The 22195-nt window shown below is 60.1% G+C and carries 20 protein-coding genes and 1 tRNA gene; 8 read left to right on the forward strand and 13 right to left on the reverse strand.

From position 1 onward, the window contains the following. The first annotated feature begins 87 nt into the window (after positions 1 to 87). Positions 88 to 576 carry an RDD family protein gene (locus C9383_RS20570; RefSeq protein WP_090368884.1) on the forward strand — a complete coding sequence of 163 codons (489 nt, stop codon included), beginning with the start codon at positions 88 to 90 and terminating at the stop codon, positions 574 to 576. Between the two features lie 64 nt (positions 577 to 640). Here the strand turns inward: C9383_RS20570 and nadA are convergent, their stop codons facing one another. Beyond that, on the reverse strand, positions 641 to 1699 hold the full coding sequence (gene nadA, locus C9383_RS20575) for a quinolinate synthase NadA (RefSeq protein ID WP_060754176.1): 1059 nt from the start codon (positions 1697 to 1699) through the stop codon (positions 641 to 643). 218 nt (positions 1700 to 1917) lie between these two features. Here nadA and C9383_RS20580 point away from each other — a divergent pair, with 218 nt between their 5' ends. The 7 genes from C9383_RS20580 to pstB all read left to right on the forward strand — a co-directional run bounded on the left by C9383_RS20580 (position 1918) and on the right by pstB (position 13055). After that, entirely contained in the window at positions 1918 to 2226 is a 309-nt protein-coding gene (locus C9383_RS20580; protein WP_090368882.1) for a hypothetical protein, read from the forward strand. 175 nt (positions 2227 to 2401) lie between these two features. Then, a complete protein-coding gene (locus tag C9383_RS20585; RefSeq protein ID WP_413037833.1) occupies positions 2402 to 4114 on the forward strand; it encodes a ShlB/FhaC/HecB family hemolysin secretion/activation protein in 1713 nt (570 codons plus the stop codon). A 99-nt stretch (positions 4115 to 4213) separates the two neighbouring features. Next, complete coding sequence (locus C9383_RS20590; protein ID WP_090368879.1) at positions 4214 to 9157, forward strand: hemagglutinin repeat-containing protein; 4944 nt, start codon at positions 4214 to 4216, stop codon at positions 9155 to 9157. Positions 9158 to 9329: 172 nt separating this feature from the next. Then, positions 9330 to 10346, forward strand: a complete 1017-nt coding sequence (gene pstS / locus C9383_RS20595) for a phosphate ABC transporter substrate-binding protein PstS (RefSeq protein WP_081086997.1) — start codon at positions 9330 to 9332, stop codon at positions 10344 to 10346. A gap of 65 nt (positions 10347 to 10411) precedes the next feature. Then, entirely contained in the window at positions 10412 to 11407 is a 996-nt protein-coding gene (pstC, locus tag C9383_RS20600) for a phosphate ABC transporter permease subunit PstC (protein ID WP_090368877.1), read from the forward strand. After that, positions 11404 to 12276: a phosphate ABC transporter permease PstA gene (pstA, locus tag C9383_RS20605; protein ID WP_090368874.1), complete on the forward strand. Its 873-nt coding sequence runs from the start codon at positions 11404 to 11406 to the stop codon at positions 12274 to 12276. Before pstC ends, pstA begins: the two co-directional genes overlap by 4 nt. Further along, positions 12276 to 13055 carry a phosphate ABC transporter ATP-binding protein PstB gene (gene pstB / locus C9383_RS20610; RefSeq protein WP_090368872.1) on the forward strand — a complete coding sequence of 260 codons (780 nt, stop codon included), beginning with the start codon at positions 12276 to 12278 and terminating at the stop codon, positions 13053 to 13055. Before pstA ends, pstB begins: the two co-directional genes overlap by 1 nt. Before the next feature lie 105 nt (positions 13056 to 13160). Here pstB and C9383_RS20615 read toward each other — a convergent pair. The 12 genes from C9383_RS20615 to ruvC all read right to left on the reverse strand — a co-directional run bounded on the left by C9383_RS20615 (position 13161) and on the right by ruvC (position 22064). After that, positions 13161 to 13236: transfer RNA gene (locus tag C9383_RS20615), tRNA-Lys, on the reverse strand. Positions 13237 to 13451: 215 nt separating this feature from the next. Next, positions 13452 to 14099, reverse strand: coding sequence for a 7-carboxy-7-deazaguanine synthase QueE (gene queE, locus C9383_RS20620; protein ID WP_090368870.1), 648 nt, complete (start codon positions 14097 to 14099; stop codon positions 13452 to 13454). Positions 14100 to 14263: 164 nt separating this feature from the next. Then, positions 14264 to 15100, reverse strand: a complete 837-nt coding sequence (gene ybgF, locus C9383_RS20625) for a tol-pal system protein YbgF (protein WP_090368868.1) — start codon at positions 15098 to 15100, stop codon at positions 14264 to 14266. A 6-nt stretch (positions 15101 to 15106) separates the two neighbouring features. Next, positions 15107 to 15607: a peptidoglycan-associated lipoprotein Pal gene (pal, locus tag C9383_RS20630; protein WP_003209827.1), complete on the reverse strand. Its 501-nt coding sequence runs from the start codon at positions 15605 to 15607 to the stop codon at positions 15107 to 15109. 55 nt (positions 15608 to 15662) lie between these two features. Continuing rightward, positions 15663 to 16943 carry a Tol-Pal system beta propeller repeat protein TolB gene (gene tolB, locus C9383_RS20635; protein ID WP_060754185.1) on the reverse strand — a complete coding sequence of 427 codons (1281 nt, stop codon included), beginning with the start codon at positions 16941 to 16943 and terminating at the stop codon, positions 15663 to 15665. A gap of 17 nt (positions 16944 to 16960) precedes the next feature. Then, positions 16961 to 18034, reverse strand: a complete 1074-nt coding sequence (gene tolA / locus C9383_RS20640; RefSeq protein ID WP_090368866.1) for a cell envelope integrity protein TolA — start codon at positions 18032 to 18034, stop codon at positions 16961 to 16963. Further along, positions 18034 to 18486: a protein TolR gene (tolR, locus tag C9383_RS20645; RefSeq protein ID WP_161549410.1), complete on the reverse strand. Its 453-nt coding sequence runs from the start codon at positions 18484 to 18486 to the stop codon at positions 18034 to 18036. Before tolR ends, tolA begins: the two co-directional genes overlap by 1 nt. 23 nt (positions 18487 to 18509) lie before the next feature. After that, complete coding sequence (tolQ, locus tag C9383_RS20650; RefSeq protein ID WP_060754188.1) at positions 18510 to 19205, reverse strand: protein TolQ; 696 nt, start codon at positions 19203 to 19205, stop codon at positions 18510 to 18512. 1 nt (position 19206) lies between these two features. Beyond that, positions 19207 to 19662 carry a tol-pal system-associated acyl-CoA thioesterase gene (ybgC, locus tag C9383_RS20655; RefSeq protein ID WP_060754189.1) on the reverse strand — a complete coding sequence of 152 codons (456 nt, stop codon included), beginning with the start codon at positions 19660 to 19662 and terminating at the stop codon, positions 19207 to 19209. A gap of 139 nt (positions 19663 to 19801) precedes the next feature. After that, entirely contained in the window at positions 19802 to 20860 is a 1059-nt protein-coding gene (gene ruvB, locus C9383_RS20660) for a Holliday junction branch migration DNA helicase RuvB (protein ID WP_090368863.1), read from the reverse strand. Beyond that, positions 20861 to 21472, reverse strand: coding sequence for a Holliday junction branch migration protein RuvA (ruvA, locus tag C9383_RS20665; protein ID WP_034128582.1), 612 nt, complete (start codon positions 21470 to 21472; stop codon positions 20861 to 20863). Positions 21473 to 21539: 67 nt separating this feature from the next. Beyond that, entirely contained in the window at positions 21540 to 22064 is a 525-nt protein-coding gene (gene ruvC, locus C9383_RS20670; RefSeq protein WP_025854762.1) for a crossover junction endodeoxyribonuclease RuvC, read from the reverse strand. Positions 22065 to 22195: the final 131 nt, after the last annotated feature.

A 22195-nucleotide genomic window follows, 5' to 3' on the forward strand; every position in this document is an offset into this window, starting at 1 on the left:
GCGACAAAAAGCCCCTGATGGTGACATCAGGGGCTTTTTTATGCGCGTTTGTTCGTAGAATGGCTTTTTTATCTTGAGAGCCCTGCCATGTCCAAACCCCTGCTGAGTCCCCAAGGCGAATTCCCCGCCGTTGGCCTGGGCCGTCGACTGGCAGCAATCTTCTATGACTTCCTGCTGTGCACCGCCTTGCTGATCGTTACGGCGTTTATCTACAAGCTGGTGTGGATCGCCTTTATCGGCGAAGCCAGGATGCGCACCCTCACCGAGTCCGGGGCACTGGACGGTGACCCGTTGCTGTCGACCCTTCTGTTCTTTGTGCTGTTTGGGTTCTTCGCCAAGTTCTGGACCCATTCGGGGCAAACCCTGGGCATGCAGGTGTGGGGCGTGCGCGTACAGAACGCCGACGGCTCACGCATCAGCCTGTGGCAGGCGCTGCTGCGCTTTGTGGTCGCGATTGCTTCGTGGTTGTGCGTGGGGCTGGGGTTTGTCTGGTCGCTGTTCGACAAGCGTAAACGCAGCTGGCATGACATCTATTCGGATACGCAGTTGGTGCGAATCCCGAAGCAAAAGAAATAATCCCAGGGACACCTATCAACTGTGGGAGGGGCAAGTCCCCTCCCACAGTTTGACCCGACTCAAGTCAGGCGTTACCGGCCAGTTTGAGACGCGCTGCCTGGGTGAAATCCAGCATGCGCTTGAGCGGCCGCACGGCCTGCGGGATCACCGAAGGCTCGACGAAGATCTCATTGCTGCCCTCACGCAGGCATTGCAGCGTGCGTTCCAGCGTGTTCATCGCCATCCATGGGCAGTGTGCGCAACTACGGCACGCGGCACCGTTGCCGGCGGTAGGCGCTTCGACAAAGACCTTGTCCGGGCACAGCTGCTGCATCTTGTAGAAGATGCCGCGGTCGGTGGCGACGATAAAGGTCTTGTTCGGCAAACGCTGGGCAGCGGCAATCAGTTGGCTGGTCGATCCCACGGCGTCGGCCAGCTCGATCACCGACGTCGGCGACTCCGGGTGCACCAGGATGGCGGCATCCGGGTACAACGCCTTCATGTCCTCCAATTGCTTGGACTTGAACTCTTCGTGGACGATGCAGGCACCGTCCCACAGCAGCATGTCGGCCCCGGTCTGGCGCTGGATGTAGGTGCCCAGGTGCTTGTCCGGCCCCCAGATGATCGTCTCGCCGTTGTCCATCAGGCTTTCGACGATTTCCAGCGCGCAACTTGAAGTCACGACCCAGTCCGCCCGGGCCTTGACCGCCGCCGAGGTGTTGGCATACACCACCACGGTGCGCTCGGGATGCTGATCGCAGAACGCCGAAAACTCATCCACCGGGCAGCCCAGGTCCAGGGAGCACGTGGCTTCCAGGGTCGGCATGAGAATGCGCTTTTCAGGGGTGAGGATTTTCGCGGTCTCACCCATGAAACGCACACCGGCGACCAGTACGGTCTTGGCCGGGTGAGCGGCGCCGAAGCGGGCCATTTCCAGGGAGTCGGAAACGCAGCCACCGGTTTCTTCGGCCAAGGCCTGAATCACCGGATCACAATAGAAGTGGGCAACCAGCACCGCGTCTTGAGCTTTAAGCTCAGCGGCGATGGCGGTTCGCAGGCTCGCCTCTTCATCGGCGCTAAGGGCCTTGGGCTGCTTGGCGTCGAGGTGGGCTTGAACCAGTAGGCGTTCGGAAATTTGCGTCATGTTCGCAAGACCTGCAGGCGCAGTTGCGCGAAAGTCGAGTGTACCACCGGCTCTGGAGCCCTTCGGGCACCGCCGGACGAAGTGATTGTATTCATCAAGCACGGGTGAAGCTGCGCAAGGCTACAGAATATCCAATGGATTCAAAAGCCTAATCTGGCTTTCTAAAGGCGCGCCTGTCGGGCAATAACGGCGGGGCCATCCTGCAGCAGAATCGAGTCTTGCAGACTGGCCGGGATTTCCTGGGATTTTTTGCCGGCCCGGGCCGCATGCTCAAGCAGCGTCAGGTAATCGCGCCTGGACGAACCTCCGAAATTGACAGCGCGGGCGGCAACATTGACGCAAAAGAGCCATGTCCAAACTGGCTGATTGCCGTAGCCCTGCTCAGAAGCGGCAAGCAGTGGGTCAGCACACTGCCGATAAACGCGGCGATTAAGATGATTCAACGCAACAATCAAAACCACCCCGCAAGCTACTTCCCGCCAGACTCACCCGAGAACAAGGACCAAAAAGGCATAAACCCAGCCTGAGCGCACCAAAACTGTGCGATTTTTTACTAAATAACGCGGCATTCCTCACGTTTTTTGCAATAAATCCTACAACCCATGTAACAATTCGTTTAATGATGGCTCAAGTATGGCAAGTCCCCCGGCTTCACGATTTGGCTCAGGGGCATCGTTTGTGTGATTACGTTAAGGAAGTCGAGTGCCGAGTCAGCCCTCAACCGAACGCCTGTGGGGTATCCAGAAACTGGGCATCGCCCTGCTCTGCCTGTGCGCGCTACCGGCAGGTGCCGCCGATGGGCCGCAGCCCGATCTGGAAGCCCTGCGTTTGCAGCAACAACAACAGCGCGATCTGCAGCAATTACAACTGGAGCAGCGCCAGCGCCAACTGCAACGCGGCAGTTTCGCTCCCGCCGTGGCCACGCCGGCCTTGCCTGCGGCCGCCAAAGATGAGCGTTGCTGGCCCCTGAGCGGCACGCGCCTGGCTGGTGTCACCTTGTTCAGCAAGGCGCAGTTGAACAAACGCATCGAACCCTACGTGGCCCCCTGCATGGGCGTCGCCCAGATCAACCGCCTGTTGGCCGAGATTACCCGCCTGTATGTCGACGCCGGCTACATCGCCAGTCGTCCGTACCTGGTCAGTAAGCCGACCGCCGGCCAGCCGCTGGCGATTCACGTCGAAGAAGGCTACCTCGAAGCCATCGAACTGGCCGACCAGAGCCTGCCGGTGTCGCTGGGCGGAGCATTCCCCGGCATGCTGGGCAAGCCGCTGAACCTGCGCGACCTGGAACAGGGCCTGGACCAACTCAACCGCCTGCGCTCGGTCGACCTCACCGCCGACATCGCACCAGGCAGCGCGCCCGGCGCCTCGCGCATCCTCCTGCGCCCACGCAGCAGCGCCTCGCGCTGGGCGCTGGGGCTTGGGCTGGATAACCTCGGCAGCGCCGGCACCGGGCGCGATCGCAACGCCGTCAACCTGAACCTGGACAGCCCGCTGGAGCTCAACGACTCGCTCAACCTGAGCTTCAGCGACACCCTCAACCATGGCCCGCGCTACAGCCGCAGTCACAGTCTGTTTTATTCGATCCCCTACGGGTACTGGACCTACAGCCTGTTCGCCAGCCATGTCGAATACCGCTCGCCCTATACCGTCGGCCGCACGACGCTCTACAACGGCGGCCGCACCGATCAGGTCAGCCTGCGCAGCGACCGGGTGTTGTGGCGCGACCAAGGCCATCAACTCAGCGCCAACCTGCAATTGGCCTACAAGGACGTGGACAGCTACCTGCAAAAAGCCCATCTGGAGATTCAGAGCCCCACGCTGACCGTGGCCCAGGCCGGGGTGAACCTGTTCTGGCTCAACAGCGCCGTGTGGAACCTCGACGTCAATTACGCCCAGGGCCTGACCTGGTTCGGCGCTGATCGTGACGCTGACTCAACACAGAAGAATCTGCCCAAGGCGCAATTTCACAAGTACCGCGCCAACCTGACCCAATGGCGCAACGGCCAATGGGGCGGGCAACCGTGGCAGTGGCATAGCCAGTTGTCCGCGCAATACAGCCCCGACGCGTTGCCCGCTATTGAACAACTGCTGGGCACCGACGATTCGGCGGTACGTGGCTATCGCGAAAACAGTGCGTCCGGCGCCATCGGCGCGCTGTGGCGCAACACCCTGAGCCTGCCGCTCAACAACAACCTTCCAGTGAAGATCACCCCGCGACTTGGCCTCGACAACGGCTGGGTCAAGCGCGAACACGGTGCCCCGGGCCAACGCCTGAGCGGTGCCAGTGCCGGGCTCAACCTGAGCTGGAAGAACGTACAGCTCGACTTCGATTACCAACGCAGCCTCAACACACCCGCAGGTTTCGGCCAGGAGCCCGAAGTCTGGCTGACACGCCTCAGCCTGCAGATTTAACCCGGATCAGCCTGAAACAACCGCTGTACCTGACCACCACAGTGACGTTGCAACGAACAACGCACGTTGCGGATCAGCCAACACAGAGCGAAATTTTATATGCCCAATGACACCCCCGCGTTTCACCTCTCACCCCAGGGCAAACTGCGCTGGGCCATCGCCAGCCTGTTCCTGCTACCCCAACTGGTACTGGCCGGTGGCGTGATCGTCGCCGAAGGGCCCGGCGGTACACCGCAACTGCAAAACCAGGGCGGCGTGCCGATCGTCAACATCGTCGCACCGAATGCCGGCGGCCTGTCGCATAACCAGTTCCTGGACTACAACGTCGACCGCCAGGGCCTGGTGTTGAACAATGCCTTGCAGGCCGGCCAATCCCAGCTCGCCGGGCAGTTGGCGGCCAACCCGCAGTTCCAGGGCCGGGCGGCCAGCGTGATCCTCAATGAAGTGATCAGCCGCAACGCCTCGAACCTCAACGGCGCCCAGGAAATTTTCGGCCACGCCGCCGATTACGTGCTGGCCAACCCGAACGGTATTTCCGTGAATGGCGGCAGTTTCATCAACACCCCGAATGCCAACCTGGTGGTGGGCCACCCAGAACTCAACGACGGCAAACTGCAAGCCCTGAGCACCCGCGACGCCCACGGCCAACTGACGGTGCACGGCCAGGGCCTGCAAAACCGCGAAGGCTCGATCAACCTGATCGCGCCGCGCATTGACAGCGACGGTCGCCTCAGCGCCCGTGACCAATTGAACCTGACGGTCGGCCGCAACCAGGTCGACTTCGCCAGTGGGCAAGTCCGCCAGGTGGACCCGGCCGGCAAGGCCCAGGACCAGCGTATCGACGCCAGCCTGTTCGGTGCGATGCAGGCCGGGCGCATCAATATCATCAGCACCGCCGAAGGCGCGGGCGTGCGGGTGGGTGGGGTGCAAGTGCAAGGCCGCGACGGTGTGAAGATCAGCTCGGCCGGCGACCTCGATATCAGCGGGCAGGTCCACGCCAACAGCCTCGACGCTACCCGTGCCGGCGTGCAGAGTCATCAGGGCGATGTGGACGTGCAGGCGACCCGGGACTTGAGCCTGGCCGCCGCCGATGTCGGCGGGCGTAATGTCAAACTCGATGCCGGACGCAACCTGACCCTCAGCAGCCTGGAAAGCCGCAAGCTCCAGCAAAAGCGTGAGCAGTGGGACAACAGCAACTTCCTGTTCACCTACGAAACCTACGACCGCACCACCACCGACAACGACTCGCGCCAGCACGGCAATAACGTCGTCGCCCAGCAGGATGCTGCGCTGTCGTCCGGCGCCACCACCCAGATCAACGCCAGCCATGTGAACGCAGGGGCGGACTTGCGCGTCAACAGCGGCGCCGACCTGCAGGTGAATGCCGCCACCGAAACCCACGAAACCACCGATCAAGGCAAACATCGCAAGCACCTGTGGACAGCCAACTGGGACAAGTCCACCCGCGAACAACGCAGCGTCACCAGCAACCTCAAGGCCGGCAAGGCGCTGGAACTGAACAGCCAACAGACCCTGCAATTGCAAGGCGCCGAGCTGAAAACCCCTGGCGACATTCAATTGGCCGCCCGCCACGTGGCTATCACCAGCGCCAGCCGCACCCAGAGCAGCAGCGACAATGCGTACTCCGGCGACCTAGTCGGCGGCAGCTTCTTCGGCCAGAACGGCGATGGCAACCAAGGCAAGACCTTGAACACCGCGAGCCAGGTGAATGCCGACGGCAAGTTGATCGTCAAGGCGGACGACGTCCGCATCAGTGGCAGCCAGGCGCGGGGCGGCAAACAGGCCAGTGTCATCAGTGACAAGGGCTCGCTGGTGATCGACGGCGTACAGAACACCTCCCACGACAATCGCTACAGCAACGACAGCAAGTTCTTCGGTATCTCCAAAGATGAAAGCCGCAAGAACCTCAAGGACAGCACGGTCGTCGCCAGCCACCTGCGCTCGGACAGCAACCTGAAGCTGCAAAGCGCCAAGGACATCGAAGTCAGCGGCTCAAAAGTCTCGGCCGCCGCTGAACTGCAGGCCGATGCCAAGGGTGATATCAAGATCGCGTCGGCTGAAAATACCGCCCACGACACAACCGACACGCACACGCGCGGTTTTGCTGCTTACGCCAAGGAAACGGCCCCTGGCACCCGCCAGTACCGGGCGGGCGTGAACTATGCAGACCAGCAGCAAACCCGCAAGACCGACACCACCCGGCAGCAGGCGTCCAGCCTCAGCGGCGACAGCCTGGTCGTGACGGCCGGGGGCGATGTGAGCATCAAGGGTTCGGACCTCAAGGCCACCGACGGCGATGCAACCTTGAGCGGTAAAAATGTCGAACTGTTGGCGACCGACGACACCGTCCACAGCGACACGGACAAGACCACCCTCGGCGGTGGCGTCTACTACACCGGCGGCCTGGACAGAGCCGGTAACGGCGCACAGTTCAGCCATCAAAGCAGCCATGACACCCGCAGCACGACCACGGCGCAAACCAGCAGCCTGACGGCGACGGGCAAACTGACCGTCAACGCCGGCAACACCCTCACCAGCCAGGGCGCACAGGTCAAGGCCGGTTCCGAGTTGCAGGTCAACGCCGGCCAGGTCGATAACCAGGCGGCGCACAACAGCCAGACCAGCACCCACAAGGAGAATGGCTGGACAGCCGACATCGGCGCCAATCTCGAATACCGAGGCCTCACCCGGCCAATCGAAAAAGCCGTCGAAGGGGTAGCCCAGGCCAAATTCCATCAGCCTGGCCTGCTGGATGCGCTCGAACAACCCAACGTCGGGCTGGATGTGGAAGTCGGCCATACCCACAAGACCGGCACACAGCAGGACAGCACAGCGGTGGTCAGCCAGTTCAGTGGCGGTGCGGTGCAGGTCAACGTCGCGGGTAAATTGCAGGATGAAGGTACTCAATACCAGACCACCCAGGGCGCGCTGAAGATCCAGGCTGACGAGCATGTCGCCACGGCGGCGACCGATACCCACAGCAATAGCGAGCAGGGTGTAGACGCCAAGGTTGGCGTACGGGTCTATACCACCACCGGTGAAGACCTGAACGTGCGAGGCAGCGGCAGTGGCGGCAGCAGCGATGTGCGCGAATCGCGCAGCACAGCGGTGGTTGGCAGCTACGTCGCCACTCAAGGCGTTAACATCGAGGCCAAGGGCGACGCGCGGTATGCAGGCAGTCAATTCGATGGCGGCCAGGCGGGCGTCAACCTCAAGACGGGCGGTGAATTGGCGCTGAATCAGGCCAACGACAGCCAACGTACAGCCAGCAACAGCCTGCGCGGCAGTGGTTCGCTGACGGTCGGCACGGCGCCAGGCACCAGCGGTACCAACGTCAACCTCGGTGCCGGCGTGCAACTGGACCACAAACAGCTGGACACGCAGGACAGCCAGGCCCGGGTTGCAACGATTCAGGGCAGCGGTCCGATCCAACTCAGCAGCGCCGGCGACATGACCCTGCAAGGCACCCGGATCGGTAGCAGCACCGATAAAACCGGCGACATCAGCCTCAGTGCCGGCGGCAAGCTGGACCTGCAAGCCGCCACCCACACCCATCTGAGCCATGGCAACAACCTGGGCGGCGGCCTGACCGTCGGCGCCGGCAAGACCAGCAGCGCCGAAAGCAGCAGCACGACCGGCAGCCTGAGCGCCAATTTCAACCTGGGCAAGGTGGCGGAAAATGATAGCGGCGTGAGCGTCGGGCAGTTGCACAGCAACGGCAATGTCGCCCTGCACAGTGGCGCCGACGCAACCGATGCCATCCACTTGCAAGGCACTCAGGTGACGGCGGCCAGCGTCAATCTCACTGCGCAAAACGGCGGCATCCTGCAAGAGTCGGCGCAATCCACGCAGGCCCACAACAGTTGGGGCGTGGCCCTGGGCGCGGGCGGCAGTGGCGGAACAACCACCTTGGCCGATGCCGGTGAGCACGACACCCCCAAGACCCAGCACGGCATCAATGCGCGGGCCAAGGTCGACGTAGACCACCTGCAAGGCACCACGCAACACAACAGCCTGGTCAAGGCGGCTAACGTGGTCATCGACAGTGCCGGTAATACCCGCCTGGCAGGGGCACGTATCGAAGCCGATCAGGTGAGTGGCAACGTGGGCGGCGACCTCATCGTCGAGAGCCGCAAGGACCAGGTCAACAGCACCCAGGTGAATGTCGACGCCAAGCTCGATGTCGAGAAGAACCAGCCCGGCGTGGTCAACAAGCTGGCCAAGGCCACCGGCCCGCTCAAGGACAAGGTGCAGGCCAAGGCCGAAGGTGCGTTCGACAAGCACCGGGAGAAGCTCGAGAACGCAGTCGACAAAGGCGTCGACCACCTGGCGTCGGCCAAGGACAGTGTGGTCAACGCCAAGGAACGTTTGGCTGAAAAACTCACCCGCAGCGGCAGTTACGACGTCAACCCTGAGCCCCGCGGGGCCTTCGGCACTCGCGTGGACCAAGCCAAGGCCTACCTTGCCGACAAGAAGGATGCGTTGGGGACTCGCCTGTCCAGCTTCAAAGACAAGGTTTGGCCAAAAACCAGTGACAGCTACACCGTCAGCGGCAAGAACACCACCGGCAGCTCGGTGGCTGATACCACGCAAAACGTGCTGTTCGGTGATAAGAGCGGCAACACCAACTACACCCCAACGCTGAATCTGGACGTCAGCCATGTGGTCAAGGACAGCGTCGCTCAGGCATCGGGCATTCTCGGTACCCACGGCGTCAGCCTGCAGGTGAATGGCGATACTCGCCTCACAGGCAGCCGGATCAGCGCGCAGAACGGCATGGTCGATCTGGGGTGGTCCACGGTCACGGCGACAACCTTGGCAGGTAGCGACTATCGCGCCGATCTCGGGCTGAATCTGTCGAAGTCACCGGTCAACCTGCTGTTGGGTGCCAAGGACGAACTGACGCAGAAACAGGACGACGCCACGCGCAAGGATCAGGCATTCAACCTGGGGCCGCTGCGGGTCGGCGGGCACAGTGATAGCCAGGCGTTGCAGGCCGGGATTGATCAGGGCATCAACTAAGTAGCACTGCTTCGGTGGAAATGGGCAAGCCTGGCTCCACCGAAGCAAACATTTCTAAATGTTTCTTCATAAAGCCAATCGGTCATTAAACAGACATATATCAGGAATTAAATCGTCACGTCTTAGACAGGTGGACCCTTCCACTTACCCCTTCCCGCGAGGTGTTGTCGTGATGTTGCCGACTAAAAAAAGTCTGTCTGTTTTGTTGACCGCCCTGTGCCTGAGCGGCGTGGCCCACGCCACTGACGTGACCGGTGCCGGCTCAAGCTTCGTCTACCCGGTGCTGTCCAAGTGGTCCCAGGACTACAGCAAAACCTCCAGCAACCGTATCAACTATCAATCGATTGGCTCCGGTGGCGGCATTGCCCAGATCAAGGCAGCGACCGTCGACTTCGGTGCTTCCGACGCCCCGCTGTCGGCCGAAGATCTCAAAACCGCCGGCCTGGGCCAGTTCCCCAGCGTGATCGGCGGTATTGTCCCGGTCATGAACGTCGAAGGCCTGACGGCAGGGCAGCTGAAGCTCGACGGCGATACCCTGGCGAAAATTTTCCTCGGTGATATCAAGGCCTGGAACGACCCGGCCATCGCAGCGCTTAACCCCGGCGTGAAACTGCCAAGCGCAAACATCACCGTCGTGCACCGTTCCGACGGCTCCGGCACGTCGTACAACTTCACCAACTACCTGGCCAAAGTCAGCGACAGCTGGAAAACCAAAGTGGGTTTCGGCACCACCGTACCCTGGCCGGTCGGCGTTGGCGGCAAGGGCAACGAAGGCGTTTCGGCCTACGTGAAGCAGATCAAGAACTCGATCGGCTTTGTGGAATACGCCTACGCCCTGCAGAACAAGATGGCCTACGCCTCGCTGAAGAATGCTTCAGGCAAGTTCGTCGAACCTGACGCCAAGGCGTTCCAGGCCGCAGCCGATACCGCCGACTGGGCCGGCGCCAAGGACTTCAACCTGATCATGACCAACGCACCGGGCGAAGGCGCGTGGCCGATCACGGCCACCACCTGGATCATCATGTACAAGCAGCCCAAGAATGCCGAGCAAAGCCAGGCAGCCTTCAACTTCTTCAAGTGGTCCCTGGAAAAAGGCCAGCAACAGGCCGCAGCGCTGGATTACGTAGCACTGCCGTCCTCCCTGGTGACGCGAATCGAAGATTACTGGAAGTCTGACTTCACTCACTGATTCGCCCTGCAACCGCCTTCCTCGTTCACTTGCGGTGATCGAGGAAGGCGGTGAGTACATCTGATATGAACGACACGGTCCAACCCCTGGTTATGCCTACTCACGCGAGCGACACACGGGGCGACAGCCGCGCCGCCCGCGATCAACGCCACGACCTGTGGTTCAAGCGCTCGATGTTTGGCGCAGCCATGCTGGTGTTGGTGTTGCTGGGCGCCATTGCAGCCTCCACGCTCTGGGGCGGAGGCTTGGCGTTCAAGACCTTCGGTTTCGATTTCCTTACCAGCACCGAGTGGGATGCCGTCAATAACCACTTTGGTGCCGTGGTGCCGATTTATGGCACGCTGGTCACCTCGTTCCTGGCTTTGCTGATCGCTGTTCCGGTGAGTTTCGGCATTGCGATTTTTCTCACAGAGGTCGCGCCGCCCTGGCTGAAGATGCCGGTGGCATCGGCCATCGAATTACTGGCGGGTATACCTTCGATCATCTATGGCATGTGGGGCCTGTTCGTGTTTGGGCCCTTTATGGCCGAACATCTCTCGCCGCTGATCAACGACTACCTGGGTGCCCTGCCCTTTGTCGGCTCGCTGTTCCAGGGCCCGCCACTGGGGATCGGCATGCTGACCGCCGGCATCGTGCTGGCGGTGATGATCATGCCGTTTATCACGTCGGTGATGCATGAAGTGTTTCGCAGCGTGCCCACGCAATTGAAAGAATCGGCCTACGCCTTGGGCAGCACCACTTGGGAAGTGGTGTGGGACATCGTCCTGCCCTATACGCGCTCGGCAGTGGTCGGCGGCATCTTCCTCGGCCTGGGCCGCGCCCTTGGCGAGACCATGGCCGTCACCTTCGTACTGGGCAACGCGCAACAGTTTTCCGCCTCACTGTTGATGCCCAGCAGTTCGATTGCGTCGGTGATCGCCAATGAATTCAGCGAGGCCTACACCGACCTGCACCGTTCCGCGCTGATCGCCCTGGGCTTCCTGCTGTTTATCGCGACCTTCGTCGTGCTGGCGGCGGCGCGCTTGCTGCTGATGCGCCTGTCACGCAAGGAGGGCCTATGAACACCAACGAACGCCTGTATCGCAGACGTGCACTGAAAAACGCTGTGGCCATGTTCCTCAGCTGCGGCGCGACAGCCTTCGGTTTGCTGTGGCTGGCGTGGATTCTGCTGACCACCGTCATCAATGGCTTCCAGGCCCTCAACCTGCGCCTGTTTACCCAGATGACGCCACCGCCCGGTACTGAAGGCGGCTTGGCCAACGCGTTTTACGGCAGCGCACTGATGTCCGGGATTGCCTTGCTGATCGGCACCCCCATCGGGTTGATGGCGGGCATCTGGCTGGCGGAATTCGCACGGCATTCGCGCCTGGGCACCACGGTGCGCTTTATCAACGACATCCTGCTGTCGGCCCCGTCCATCGTACTGGGGTTGTTTGTCTATACCGCCGTTATTCTGCCGCTGAACCAACTGAGCCATCACCAACTGGGGTTTTCCGCGATCGCCGGTGCCTTGGCCCTGGCACTGCTGGTGATTCCAGTGGTGGTGCGCACCACCGATGAAATGCTTCAGTTGCAACCCTCGACCCTGCGCGAAGCGGCCCTGGCGCTCGGTGTGCCGCAGTGGAAGTTGACACTGCAGATCGTGTTGCGAGCGGCCAAGGCCGGTGTCGTCACCGGCATCCTGCTCGCCCTGGCCCGGATCACCGGGGAAACCGCGCCCCTGCTATTCACCGCCTTCGGCAACCAGTTCTGGAGCAGCAACCTGCTCAAGCCGATCGCCAGCGTCCCGGTGGTTATCTTCCAGTACGCCATGAGCCCATTCGACGACTGGCACTCACTCGCCTGGGCCGGCGCCCTGGTCCTGACGCTGTTCGTGCTGGTACTCAGCCTGATATCTCGCCTGATTCTTTTACGCAATAGGTCCCACTGATGGACACCACCCGTATCGAACCCGAAAAAACCAAAATCCAAGTCCGCGGGCTGGAGTTTTTCTACAACCAGCAACGCTCCCTGAAATCCATCGACATGGATATCCTGGAAAAACGCATCACCGCCATTATCGGTCCTTCGGGCTGCGGCAAATCCACGCTGTTGCGCGTGTTCAACCGCATCTACTCGATGTACCCCAAGCAGGAGGCCCGTGGCGAAGTGTTGCTCAATAACGAGAACATCCTCGCCCCCGGCTACTCGATGAACCGCCTGCGCAGTCACGTCGGCATGGTGTTCCAGAAACCCGTGCCCTTTCCGATGTCGATCTACGACAACATTGCCTACGCCGTACGCCACCACGAAAAGCTCTCACGGCGGGAAATGGATGAACGCGTCGAGCAGGCCCTGCGCGGCGGCGCCCTGTGGGATGAAGTGAAGGACAAACTCAACCAAAGCGCACAAAGCCTCTCCGGCGGCCAGCAACAGCGGTTGTGCATCGCCCGCACCATCGCGCTGCGCCCGCAGGTATTGCTGCTGGACGAGCCCACTTCGGCACTCGACCCGATCTCCACCGGGCGCATCGAGCAACTGATCACCGAACTGAAGACCCAATACACAGTGATCATCGTGACCCACAACATGCAGCAAGCGGCGCGGGTGTCGGACAACACCGCGTTCATGTTCATGGGGGAATTGATTGAGTATGGCAATACCGATGAAATCTTCACCAAGCCCAGGATGAAGCAGACGGAGGACTATATTACCGGGCGGTTTGGCTGAAACCCTGCGCGCCGCCCATTGCAGGCGGCGCTTATTCACAAGGCAAAAAAAAACCCGGAAATCCTCACTTTCGTGGGCCTTCCGGATTTTCTAAACCGCCAAATATGGTGGGTCGTGTGGGATTCGAACCTACGACCAATTGGTTAAAAGCCAACTGCTCTACCAACTGAGCTAACGACCCGCTGTGTGGTGGCGCGTATAATACTGATTTTTAAGGACTATTCAACACTTTATTTAAAATAAATCAGAAATAATGCGTTGGGTGCGTAATTCCGGCCGTTTTGACGCCTTCCGCACGCCGTCGGCAGGCGTTCTATTCCCACAAGCATGGCCGGCATCATCAGGCCGGTAGCAGGATGACCGCGCCCTTTTTGTTAAGCAGAGCGACCAACCCTGTCAGCGACCTGGTTCGTCGTTCCACAGGTATTTATGCAACTGCAACTGCAGGCGCACCGGCAGGTTATCGGCCACGACCCAGTCAGCCAGATCACGGGCGTTCAAGTCATGGTGGCTTGGCGAAAACAGCACCTCACCCGCCCGACGCTCCAGGCCGTATTGAATCAGCTTGGACGTCGCCCAGTCATAATCCTCACGGGAGCAGATCACGAACTTGACTTGATCGTTAGGCGTCAGCAGGTCCATGTTCGCGTACAGGTTGCGGTGCGCTTCCTTGGAGCCTGGGGTCTTGAGATCGACCACACGGCTTACACGCGGGTCAACGGCCGAGATATCCAGGGCGCCACTGGTCTCCAGCGAGACCTCGTAACCGGCGTCACATAGCTGCTTGAGCAAAGGGATAGCATTGGGTTGAGCCAGGGGCTCGCCACCCGTCACACAGACGTAGCGCGGCTTGAAACCCGCAACCTGCTCCAGGATGTCGGCCAGGGTGCGCACCGTGCCGCCACTGAAGGCGTAGGCGCTGTCGCAGTATTGGCAACGCAAAGGGCAGCCGGTCAGCCGTACAAATACGGTGGGCAGGCCAGCAGTTCGCGTTTCACCCTGCAAAGAGTAAAAGACTTCGGTAATGCGTAATGTGTCTTGCATAGTCGCCACGGGCGTAACAGCTAAACAGGCTGTCCGCCTCCGTCAGGCACTTCAAGGGATCGCGACAACGCGTCAACCCCAGGAAGCGTGTTTCAATAAAAGGGCGTGGATTCTAACGAAAAAACCCGCGTCAGGCGCGGGTTTCTTCTAAACGGCTGCATGGATTACAAGCGTTGCAGATCCCGTTGGGCCAGCTGTGCGGCGGAAGTGCCCGGATACTGGGCAACCACCTGTTGCAGAATGCCCTTGACCTTGTCGGTATGACCCAGGCGGCGTTCTACGTCAGCCAGCTTGTACAGCGAATCCGGCACCTTGGCATGCTTGGGGTACAGTTGGCTGACCTTGGCAAATGCCTGGCCCGCTGCTTGTAAATCACCCTTGGCCAGGTTGACCTCGCCCAGCCAGTATTGGGCATTGCCCGCGTATTGGCTGTTCGGATATTTGCGCAGGAATGCGGTAAAGGCCTGGCTGGCCTTATCGAAATCCTTGGCCTTGATCAGGTCGAAGGCTGCATCGTAATACAGCTTTTCCTTCGTCGGATCACCCGGTTCACTGCTGGCGGCAGGGGCTTGGCTGGCAGCCGCGGCCCCTGCTGCTGCACCACCGGCGGCAGCGCTTGGCGCGCCACCGGTAGAAGAATTGTCAGGAGTAGCGGCTGGTGTAGCGCCGGCTCCAATGCGTCGATCAAGATCCTGGTAACGCTCCAGGCCTTCTTGCTTCAGCTGGTTCACTTGGTTTTGCAGTACTTCAATGGCGCCTTGTTGCTGCGCAATTTGATCCTGCATGCGTTGCAGCTGGTTGAACAGTTCGCCCTGTGCCGAGGGGGCGGACGTAGCCGCTCCCCCAGCATAGGCGCCGTTCGTGCCATAACCTGCCGGCGGATAACTGCTCCCGCTATTGTTATAGCCAGAGTTGCTATCTTCCACAGGAACCGCAGCCCACACCGCAAGCGGCGCGAGGCTGAGAGCCAATACAGTCAGAGCACGACGGCACGTTCGCATGACGAATTACTTACGCAGTTCGACGCGACGGTTTTGAGCCCAGGACTGCTCGTCGTGGCCAGTAGCAACTGGACGCTCTTTACCGTAGGAAACCAGTTCCAGTTGGCCTGGAGCAACACCTTGCAGTACCAGGTAGCGCTGAACGGCTTTCGCACGACGCTCGCCCAGTGCCATGTTGTACTCACGAGTACCACGTTCGTCAGTGTTACCTTCCAGAACAACGCGAGCGCCGTTAGCTTTCAGGTCCTTGGCGTGAACGTCCAGAGCGCGCATGGCTTCTGGCTTCAGGTCAGAACTGTCGTATTCGAAGTAGAAAGTGGTGATGGCGCGCAGAGCAGCTTCTTCGCTCAGGGAGCCGTCAACTGCACCAGTGTTAGCGCCGTAACCAGCGTTTGGATCAACAGCTGCGCCTTCACCGGCATTGTCGCCGCCTTTAGACGAGCAACCAACGGCTACGGACAGAGCCAGAGCCAGAGCAGCAAACTTACCAAACTTCAGCATTTCCATCGTGAAACTCCTAATGAACCCCAGTGTGTTAAGCAAATCTTTTTGTAGCGCCGCGTCAGTTCAGGTAAGGGGACCAGGATGGTTCTCTGACTTCGCCTTGTGCGGTAGGAAGCGGGAGCCTTACACGTCCATTAATGGACACGAGCATCAAGACTCCCCGGCCCTGCTGGCGGGTGGCGTAGATTACCATGGTGCCGTTGGGCGCAACAGTGGCTGACTCATCAAGGTTGGTATCTGTAAGGATTTTTACGGTTCCGCGCTGCAAATCCTGGGCCGCAACCCGGAAATTAGTGAAACCATCCTGACGGTGAATCATCACCAACGTCTTTTCATCGGCCGAAAGCTTAGGGTTGGCGTTGTAGTTACCGATAAAAGTAACGCGCTCTGCACCCCCGCCATTCACGTTCGCCTTATAGACCTGTGGCTTGCCGCCACGGTCGGAGGTGAAGTAGATGGTCGAACCATCCTTGCCCCAGAACGGTTCGGTGTTGATGCCAGGGCCTGCGGTCACGCGATTGATCTGGCGCGAAGCCATGTTCATCACGTAGATGTCCGGGTTACCGTCCTTGGACAGTACGAACGCCAGGCGCGAACCATCCGGCGACCAGGCCGGGGCACCGTTGAGGCCTTCAAAGTTGGTGATCTGCTCACGACGGCCAGTATCGATGTGCTGGACGAAGATACGCGGACGTTTCTGTTCAAACGACACATAGGCAATACGCTTGCCGTCCGGCGCAAAACGCGGCGACAGGATTGGCTCACGCGATTGCAGCAAGGTCACGGCGCGAGCACCGTCGTAGTCCGAACGCTGCAAGGTATAACGGGTGTTGTCTACCGAGAAACGCTCTGCGGTTACGTACAGCAGGCGTGTCGAGAAAGCACCTTTGATACCGGTGAGCTTTTCAAACGACTGGTCCGAGATGTAGTGAGCCATGTCACGCAGTTGTTCGGCGGTGCCCGAAACGCTGCCGGTCAGGACCTGCTGCTCAGTGGCCACGTTGAACAATGCGTACTGGATCTGCAGGCGACCGCCGGCCGGCGTGATGCTGCCGACCATCAGGTACTGGGCGCCCACGGCCTTCCAGTCGCGGAAGATGACTTCGCTGGCCTGGGTCGGCTGGCTGATCATGTTGCCTTTCGGAATCGGTGCGTAGTAACCGGAATTGCGCAGGTCGTCGCTGACGATCTGGGCCATGTCGTCCGGCAATACGCTGCCGCCCTGCCAGCCAAACGGTACCACCGCGATCGGAGTGGCCCGATCGCTACCGCTGGTGACCAGGATGTTCTTTTCATCCGCCGCCGCTATCCCTGCCATACAGCAAATAACGACAAGCATTCCTCGAAGAAGGTTTCTCACAAGGCTAGATCCTCAGGTGTGAATGTCATCTTGAATGAACGATAGGGAGCGAAGTCGCTTGGTTTCATTCCCTGCATCTCGGTCAACCGGCCAATATTCTTGACTGCGGCAACCGCTGAACTGTCGAACGAACCGTCACCACTGGACTTGGCCACGCTGACCGAAGTCACCGTACCGTCCGGCAACATGCCGATCTGCAGCACTACTGTCATGCCTTTGCGTGCCGAAGGTGGACGTGTCCAGCCTTCTGCTGCCCGTGCCCGAATCAGGTCGTCGAAACTGCCCGCGACGTCATCACCACGTTCATCGGCCAGGGCTTGCTGACGCTGAGGCGTGTCGGAAAGCAAATCTGCCAAGGCCTGGGCCTTTTTCTCTTCGGCGGATTTACGTGCTGCTTCCTGGGCCTTTTTCTTCTGGGCGTCGGCGGCAGCTTTCTTCTTCGCTTCGTCGGCGACTTTCTTCTTCGCCTCGTCTGCTTCAGCTTTTTTCTTGGCGTCTTCGGCGGCTTTCTTCTTCGCGTCTTCGACTATCTTTTTCTTGGCCTCTTCAGCGGCCTTTTTCTTGGCCTCTTCTTCGGCAGCCTTTTTGGCTTCTTCTTCAGATTTCTTCTTGGCTATATCAGCCAATTGTTTCTCTTCGGCCTTTTTCGCTTCGGCAGCTTTCTCGGCTTTCTTGGCTTCATCAGCCTTTTTCGCCTCGTCCGCTTTCTTGGCTTCGTCAGCCTTTTTCGATTCCTCGGCCTTTTGAGCCGCCTCTTCTTTCTTTTGTTCCGCAGCAGCCTTCACCGCTTCCTGCTCGACCTTCTTCTGTTCCATCTGCTCGACTTCAGTCTGGCGCGCAGCCGACTTCTGGGCTTCACCCGCAATCTTCTGATTGGTCTGGGTGGTGGCCTGACTTTTCGATTTCAGCTGATACAGGGTCGCCTGCACGATCGGCTTGGCTGGCGGCAGGTCCGGGGTCATGGCAAAGCTGACGAACAGCATGCCAAACACCAGGACGTGCAGGGCGATTGCCCAGACGCTAGGCCAGAAGTAGCTTTCCGAGGCGGACGGCTCTCGCTGTTGCTGCATCAGGGCGCCTCGGTAATCAAGCCAACGTTACCGACGCCGGCCTTCTGCAGCCCGCCCATGGCACCCATGACGGAGCCGTAGTCGACCGCCTTGTCACCGCGGATGAAGACCTGGGTGTGCTTGCCGCCTTCGTTGCCTGCGCGAATGATCTTGGTCACCGCATCGGTCATCGCCGGCAAGGTCATCGCCTTGTCCTGCTGCTTCTGCGTGTCGACTTCGCTGCCAAGGTTCCAGTAATAGGTCTTGTCGGACTTGATCGAAATGGTCAGCACCTGGGTGTTGTTGTCCTGGGGCAAGGCTTCGCTGGAAACCTTGGGCAGGTCAACCTTCACACCCTGGTTGAGCATCGGCGCGGTCACCATGAAGATCACCAGCAGCACCAGCATCACGTCGATGTAAGGCACCACGTTCATCTCGGCGACCGGCTTGCGCTTGGTTCGAGCTCGAGTGATTAAAGCCATCGGGAAGTACCTGCTTATTCTTCGCTGGTGTGCACTTTACGGTGCAGGATCGCCTGGAACTCGTCGGCGAAGGTGTAGTAACGGCCAATCAGGTTTTCGCCGCGAGCGGCAAAACGGTTGTAGGCGATTACTGCGGGGATGGCAGCGAACAGGCCGATCGCGGTGGCGACCAGGGCTTCGGCGATACCCGGGGCCACGGTCGCCAGGGTCGCTTGCTGCGCCTGGGCCAGGCCACGGAAGGAGTTCATGATCCCCCATACGGTACCGAACAGGCCGATGTACGGGCTGACGGAACCTACGGTGGCGAGGAACGGCAGGCTTTGCTCCAGCTTCTCTTCTTCGCGGGAGATAGCGACGCGCATGGCACGGGCCACGCCTTCCATCACCGCTTCCGGGTCAACACCTGGCTGCTGGCGCAGACGGGAGAACTCCTTGAAACCGGCGCGGAAGATCTGCTCGACGCCGGAGTCCGGGTCCGGGTTGCTGCCGGCCTGGCGGTACAGTTTGGACAGGTCGATACCCGACCAGAAGCGCTCTTCAAAGCTCTCCAGGGCACGTCGACCGGCACGCAGCAGGTTGCTGCGCTGAAAAATCATGACCCAAGAGGTAACCGATGCGGCTACCAGGGTCAGCATGACCAGTTGAACCACGACACTGGCATTGCTGACCAGGCTCCACATGGAGGAATGGTCGACGACGGTAGGTTCCACGCTAAATCTCCTGCTTTGATTGTTTACCCGCGCCGCTTACGCCGGCAAAGGCCGCACGTAGAGCTTCGGGAATGGCCCGGGGTTTCAAACTATTGGTGCGCACACAGGCCACCAGGAACTGCCCCTCACAGAGCAGCGTTGCATCCGTAGCCCGCCTGACCTGCTGCTTGAAACGCAGGCTGACACGGTTCAATTCGATTACTTCAGCGCTTACCAGCAGCTCATCGTCCAACCGCGCCGGCGCGTGATAGCGCGCCTCGCTGGAATGCACGACAAACAACAGGTCCTCTCCCGCCAGCTCGGATTGGGCAAAGCCCAGCTCTCGTAGCCGCTCGGTGCGGGCCCGCTCCATGAACTTGAGGTAATTGACGTAATACACGATGCCGCCGGCATCGGTGTCTTCGTAATAAACGCGACAGCGATGTACGAACGACTGATCCCCGTTTTGCGCGCGCATACTCTAGTGCTTACTCCTCAGGTTGCCAATCCGGCTGGGCAACTGTTTTTTCGTTGTCTGAAACATTTCTACTGACTGAATGACGACACCAGCCACTAGGACAGCACAAACCTCGGATAAATCGTCTGGCGTGAAGCTTTTAATCGTCCACTGCATCGAGAAATTCGTCTACTACAGGCATCTCGCCCAATCGTGACGGAATGTTTAGCCCAAAGTGCAAATAGGCATGCCGCGTCACCACTCGCCCTCTTGGCGTACGCATGATGTAACCCTGTTGGATCAGGTACGGCTCGAGTACGTCCTCGATGGTATGACGCTCTTCACTGATCGCAGCCGCCAGGCTGTCCACACCGACCGGGCCACCGTCGAACTTCTCGATCAGGGTCAAGAGTAGACGCCGATCCTGGTGATCGAAGCCATGTTCATCCACATCCAGCAGGTTCAAGGCCAGGTCCGCGACGGCCTTGGTGATATGCCCCTTGGCCCGCACCTCGGCAAAGTCGCGAACCCGGCGCAGCAAGCGGTTGGCAATCCGTGGCGTGCCCCGGGCCCGACGGGCAATTTCAAACGCACCGTCCGGGTCCAGCGGCAAGCCGAGAATGCTCGCCGAACGGCTGACAATGGTCGCCAGATCGGCAGTGCTATAGAACTCCAGACGTTGAACAATGCCGAAACGGTCTCGCAACGGGTTGGTCAGCATGCCGGCGCGCGTGGTCGCCCCCACGAGGGTAAAGGGCGGCAGGTCGAGCTTGATCGAACGTGCGGCCGGGCCTTCGCCGATCATGATATCCAGCTGGAAATCTTCCATGGCCGGGTACAGCACTTCCTCGACAATCGGCGACAACCGATGGATTTCGTCGATAAACAGCACGTCGTGGGGTTCAAGATTGGTCAGCAAGGCCGCCAAGTCACCCGGACGCTCCAGCACGGGCCCCGAGGTCGACTTGATCGACACGCCCATTTCCTGGGCGATGATATTGGCCAACGTGGTTTTACCCAGCCCCGGTGGCCCGAAGATCAGCGTGTGGTCCAGGGACTCAGTGCGCCCGCGTGCAGCCTGGATGAACAGCTCCATTTGCTCGCGCACGGTCGGCTGGCCGATGTATTCGGCCAGGCTCAGGGGGCGAATAGCCCGGTCCTGGACTTCTTCACGGTCACGCGGGCCGGTGGCCGCGATCAGACGATCAGCTTCAATCACTTAAATCATTCCCTTCAGGGCTCGGCGGATCATGTCTTCGGCGCTCAGGTTCTTGTCCTTGATGGCCGACACCGCCTTGCTCGCTTCCTGGGGCTTGTAGCCCAGGGAAATCAGCGCATTGACGGCATCGCTTTCTGCACTGGCGATCTGGGCCGCCGGCATATCCGGCTGGTTCGGCACCAGCGCGAACATGCTCGGTACGACCTCCCAGGCTTTGAAACGATCCTTGAGTTCCACCAGCAGGCGTTCCGCAGTTTTCTTACCGACACCCGGCACCTTGGTCAAGGCCGAGGTGTCCTGGGCCGAAACCGCACGTACCAACTCGTCCACCTCCAGGCTGGACATCAAGGCCAAGGCAAGTTTGGGCCCCACGCCATTCAGGCGGATCAGCTCGCGGAAGAAGTCGCGGTCGCGCTTGCCGATGAAACCATAGAGTAATTGCGCGTCCTCACGAACCACCAGGTGAGTGTGCAACGTAATCGGCTCGCCGACCGACGGCAGGCGATAGAGGGTGGTCATGGGCACTTCCAGCTCATACCCCAGCCCATTGACGTCCAGAATCAGGTGCGGCGGCTGTTTTTCAGCCAGGGTGCCGCGCAAGCGTCCAATCACGGTTCAGATCCTTAAAGCTTGGGGTCAGATCAAAGCCTGACCGGAAATAACGATTGCGCTGATGCTATCAGAGACGCAGCCGCCCGCCACGACTGCGTGCGGTGCCGAGGCCATGGGGCAGCAGACTGGAACGGGTGTGCGCATGGCAAATGGCAATGGCCAGGGCGTCGGAGGCGTCGATTTGCGGTTTGGCGGTGAGCTTGAGCATGTGCATGACCATCATCTGTACTTGCTCTTTATTGGCCGCGCCGGTGCCGACCACGGCCTGCTTGACCTGGGTCGCGGTGTATTCGGCGATCTCCATACCCTCCTCGGCACCGGCGACGATGGCGGCGCCACGGGCCTGGCCGAGCTTCAGGGCTGAGTCGGCATTTTTTGCCATGAACACTTTTTCGATGCCCATCGTCACCGGGCCATAGGTCTGGATGACCTCACGCACGCCGCGATAAACGATCTGCAGGCGCTCGGCCAACTCGCCCGCACCGGTGCGGATACAACCCGAGGCCACATACACGCAGCCACGCGGGGTCTGCTGCACCACGCCAAAACCGGTGATGCGTGAACCGGGGTCGATACCTAGGATTAAAGTCATAACGCCTGCGGGTTGAATAAAACAAATGTTGATACATCAACGTGCCAATGCGGGAGGGGGCTTGCTCTCGATAGCGGGGTGTCAGTTATCCATAAGTCGACTGAACCACCGCTATCGGGAGCAAGCCCCCT

The sequence above is a fragment of the Pseudomonas palleroniana genome (assembly GCF_003031675.1).
GTDB classification, from domain to species: domain Bacteria; phylum Pseudomonadota; class Gammaproteobacteria; order Pseudomonadales; family Pseudomonadaceae; genus Aquipseudomonas; species Aquipseudomonas palleroniana.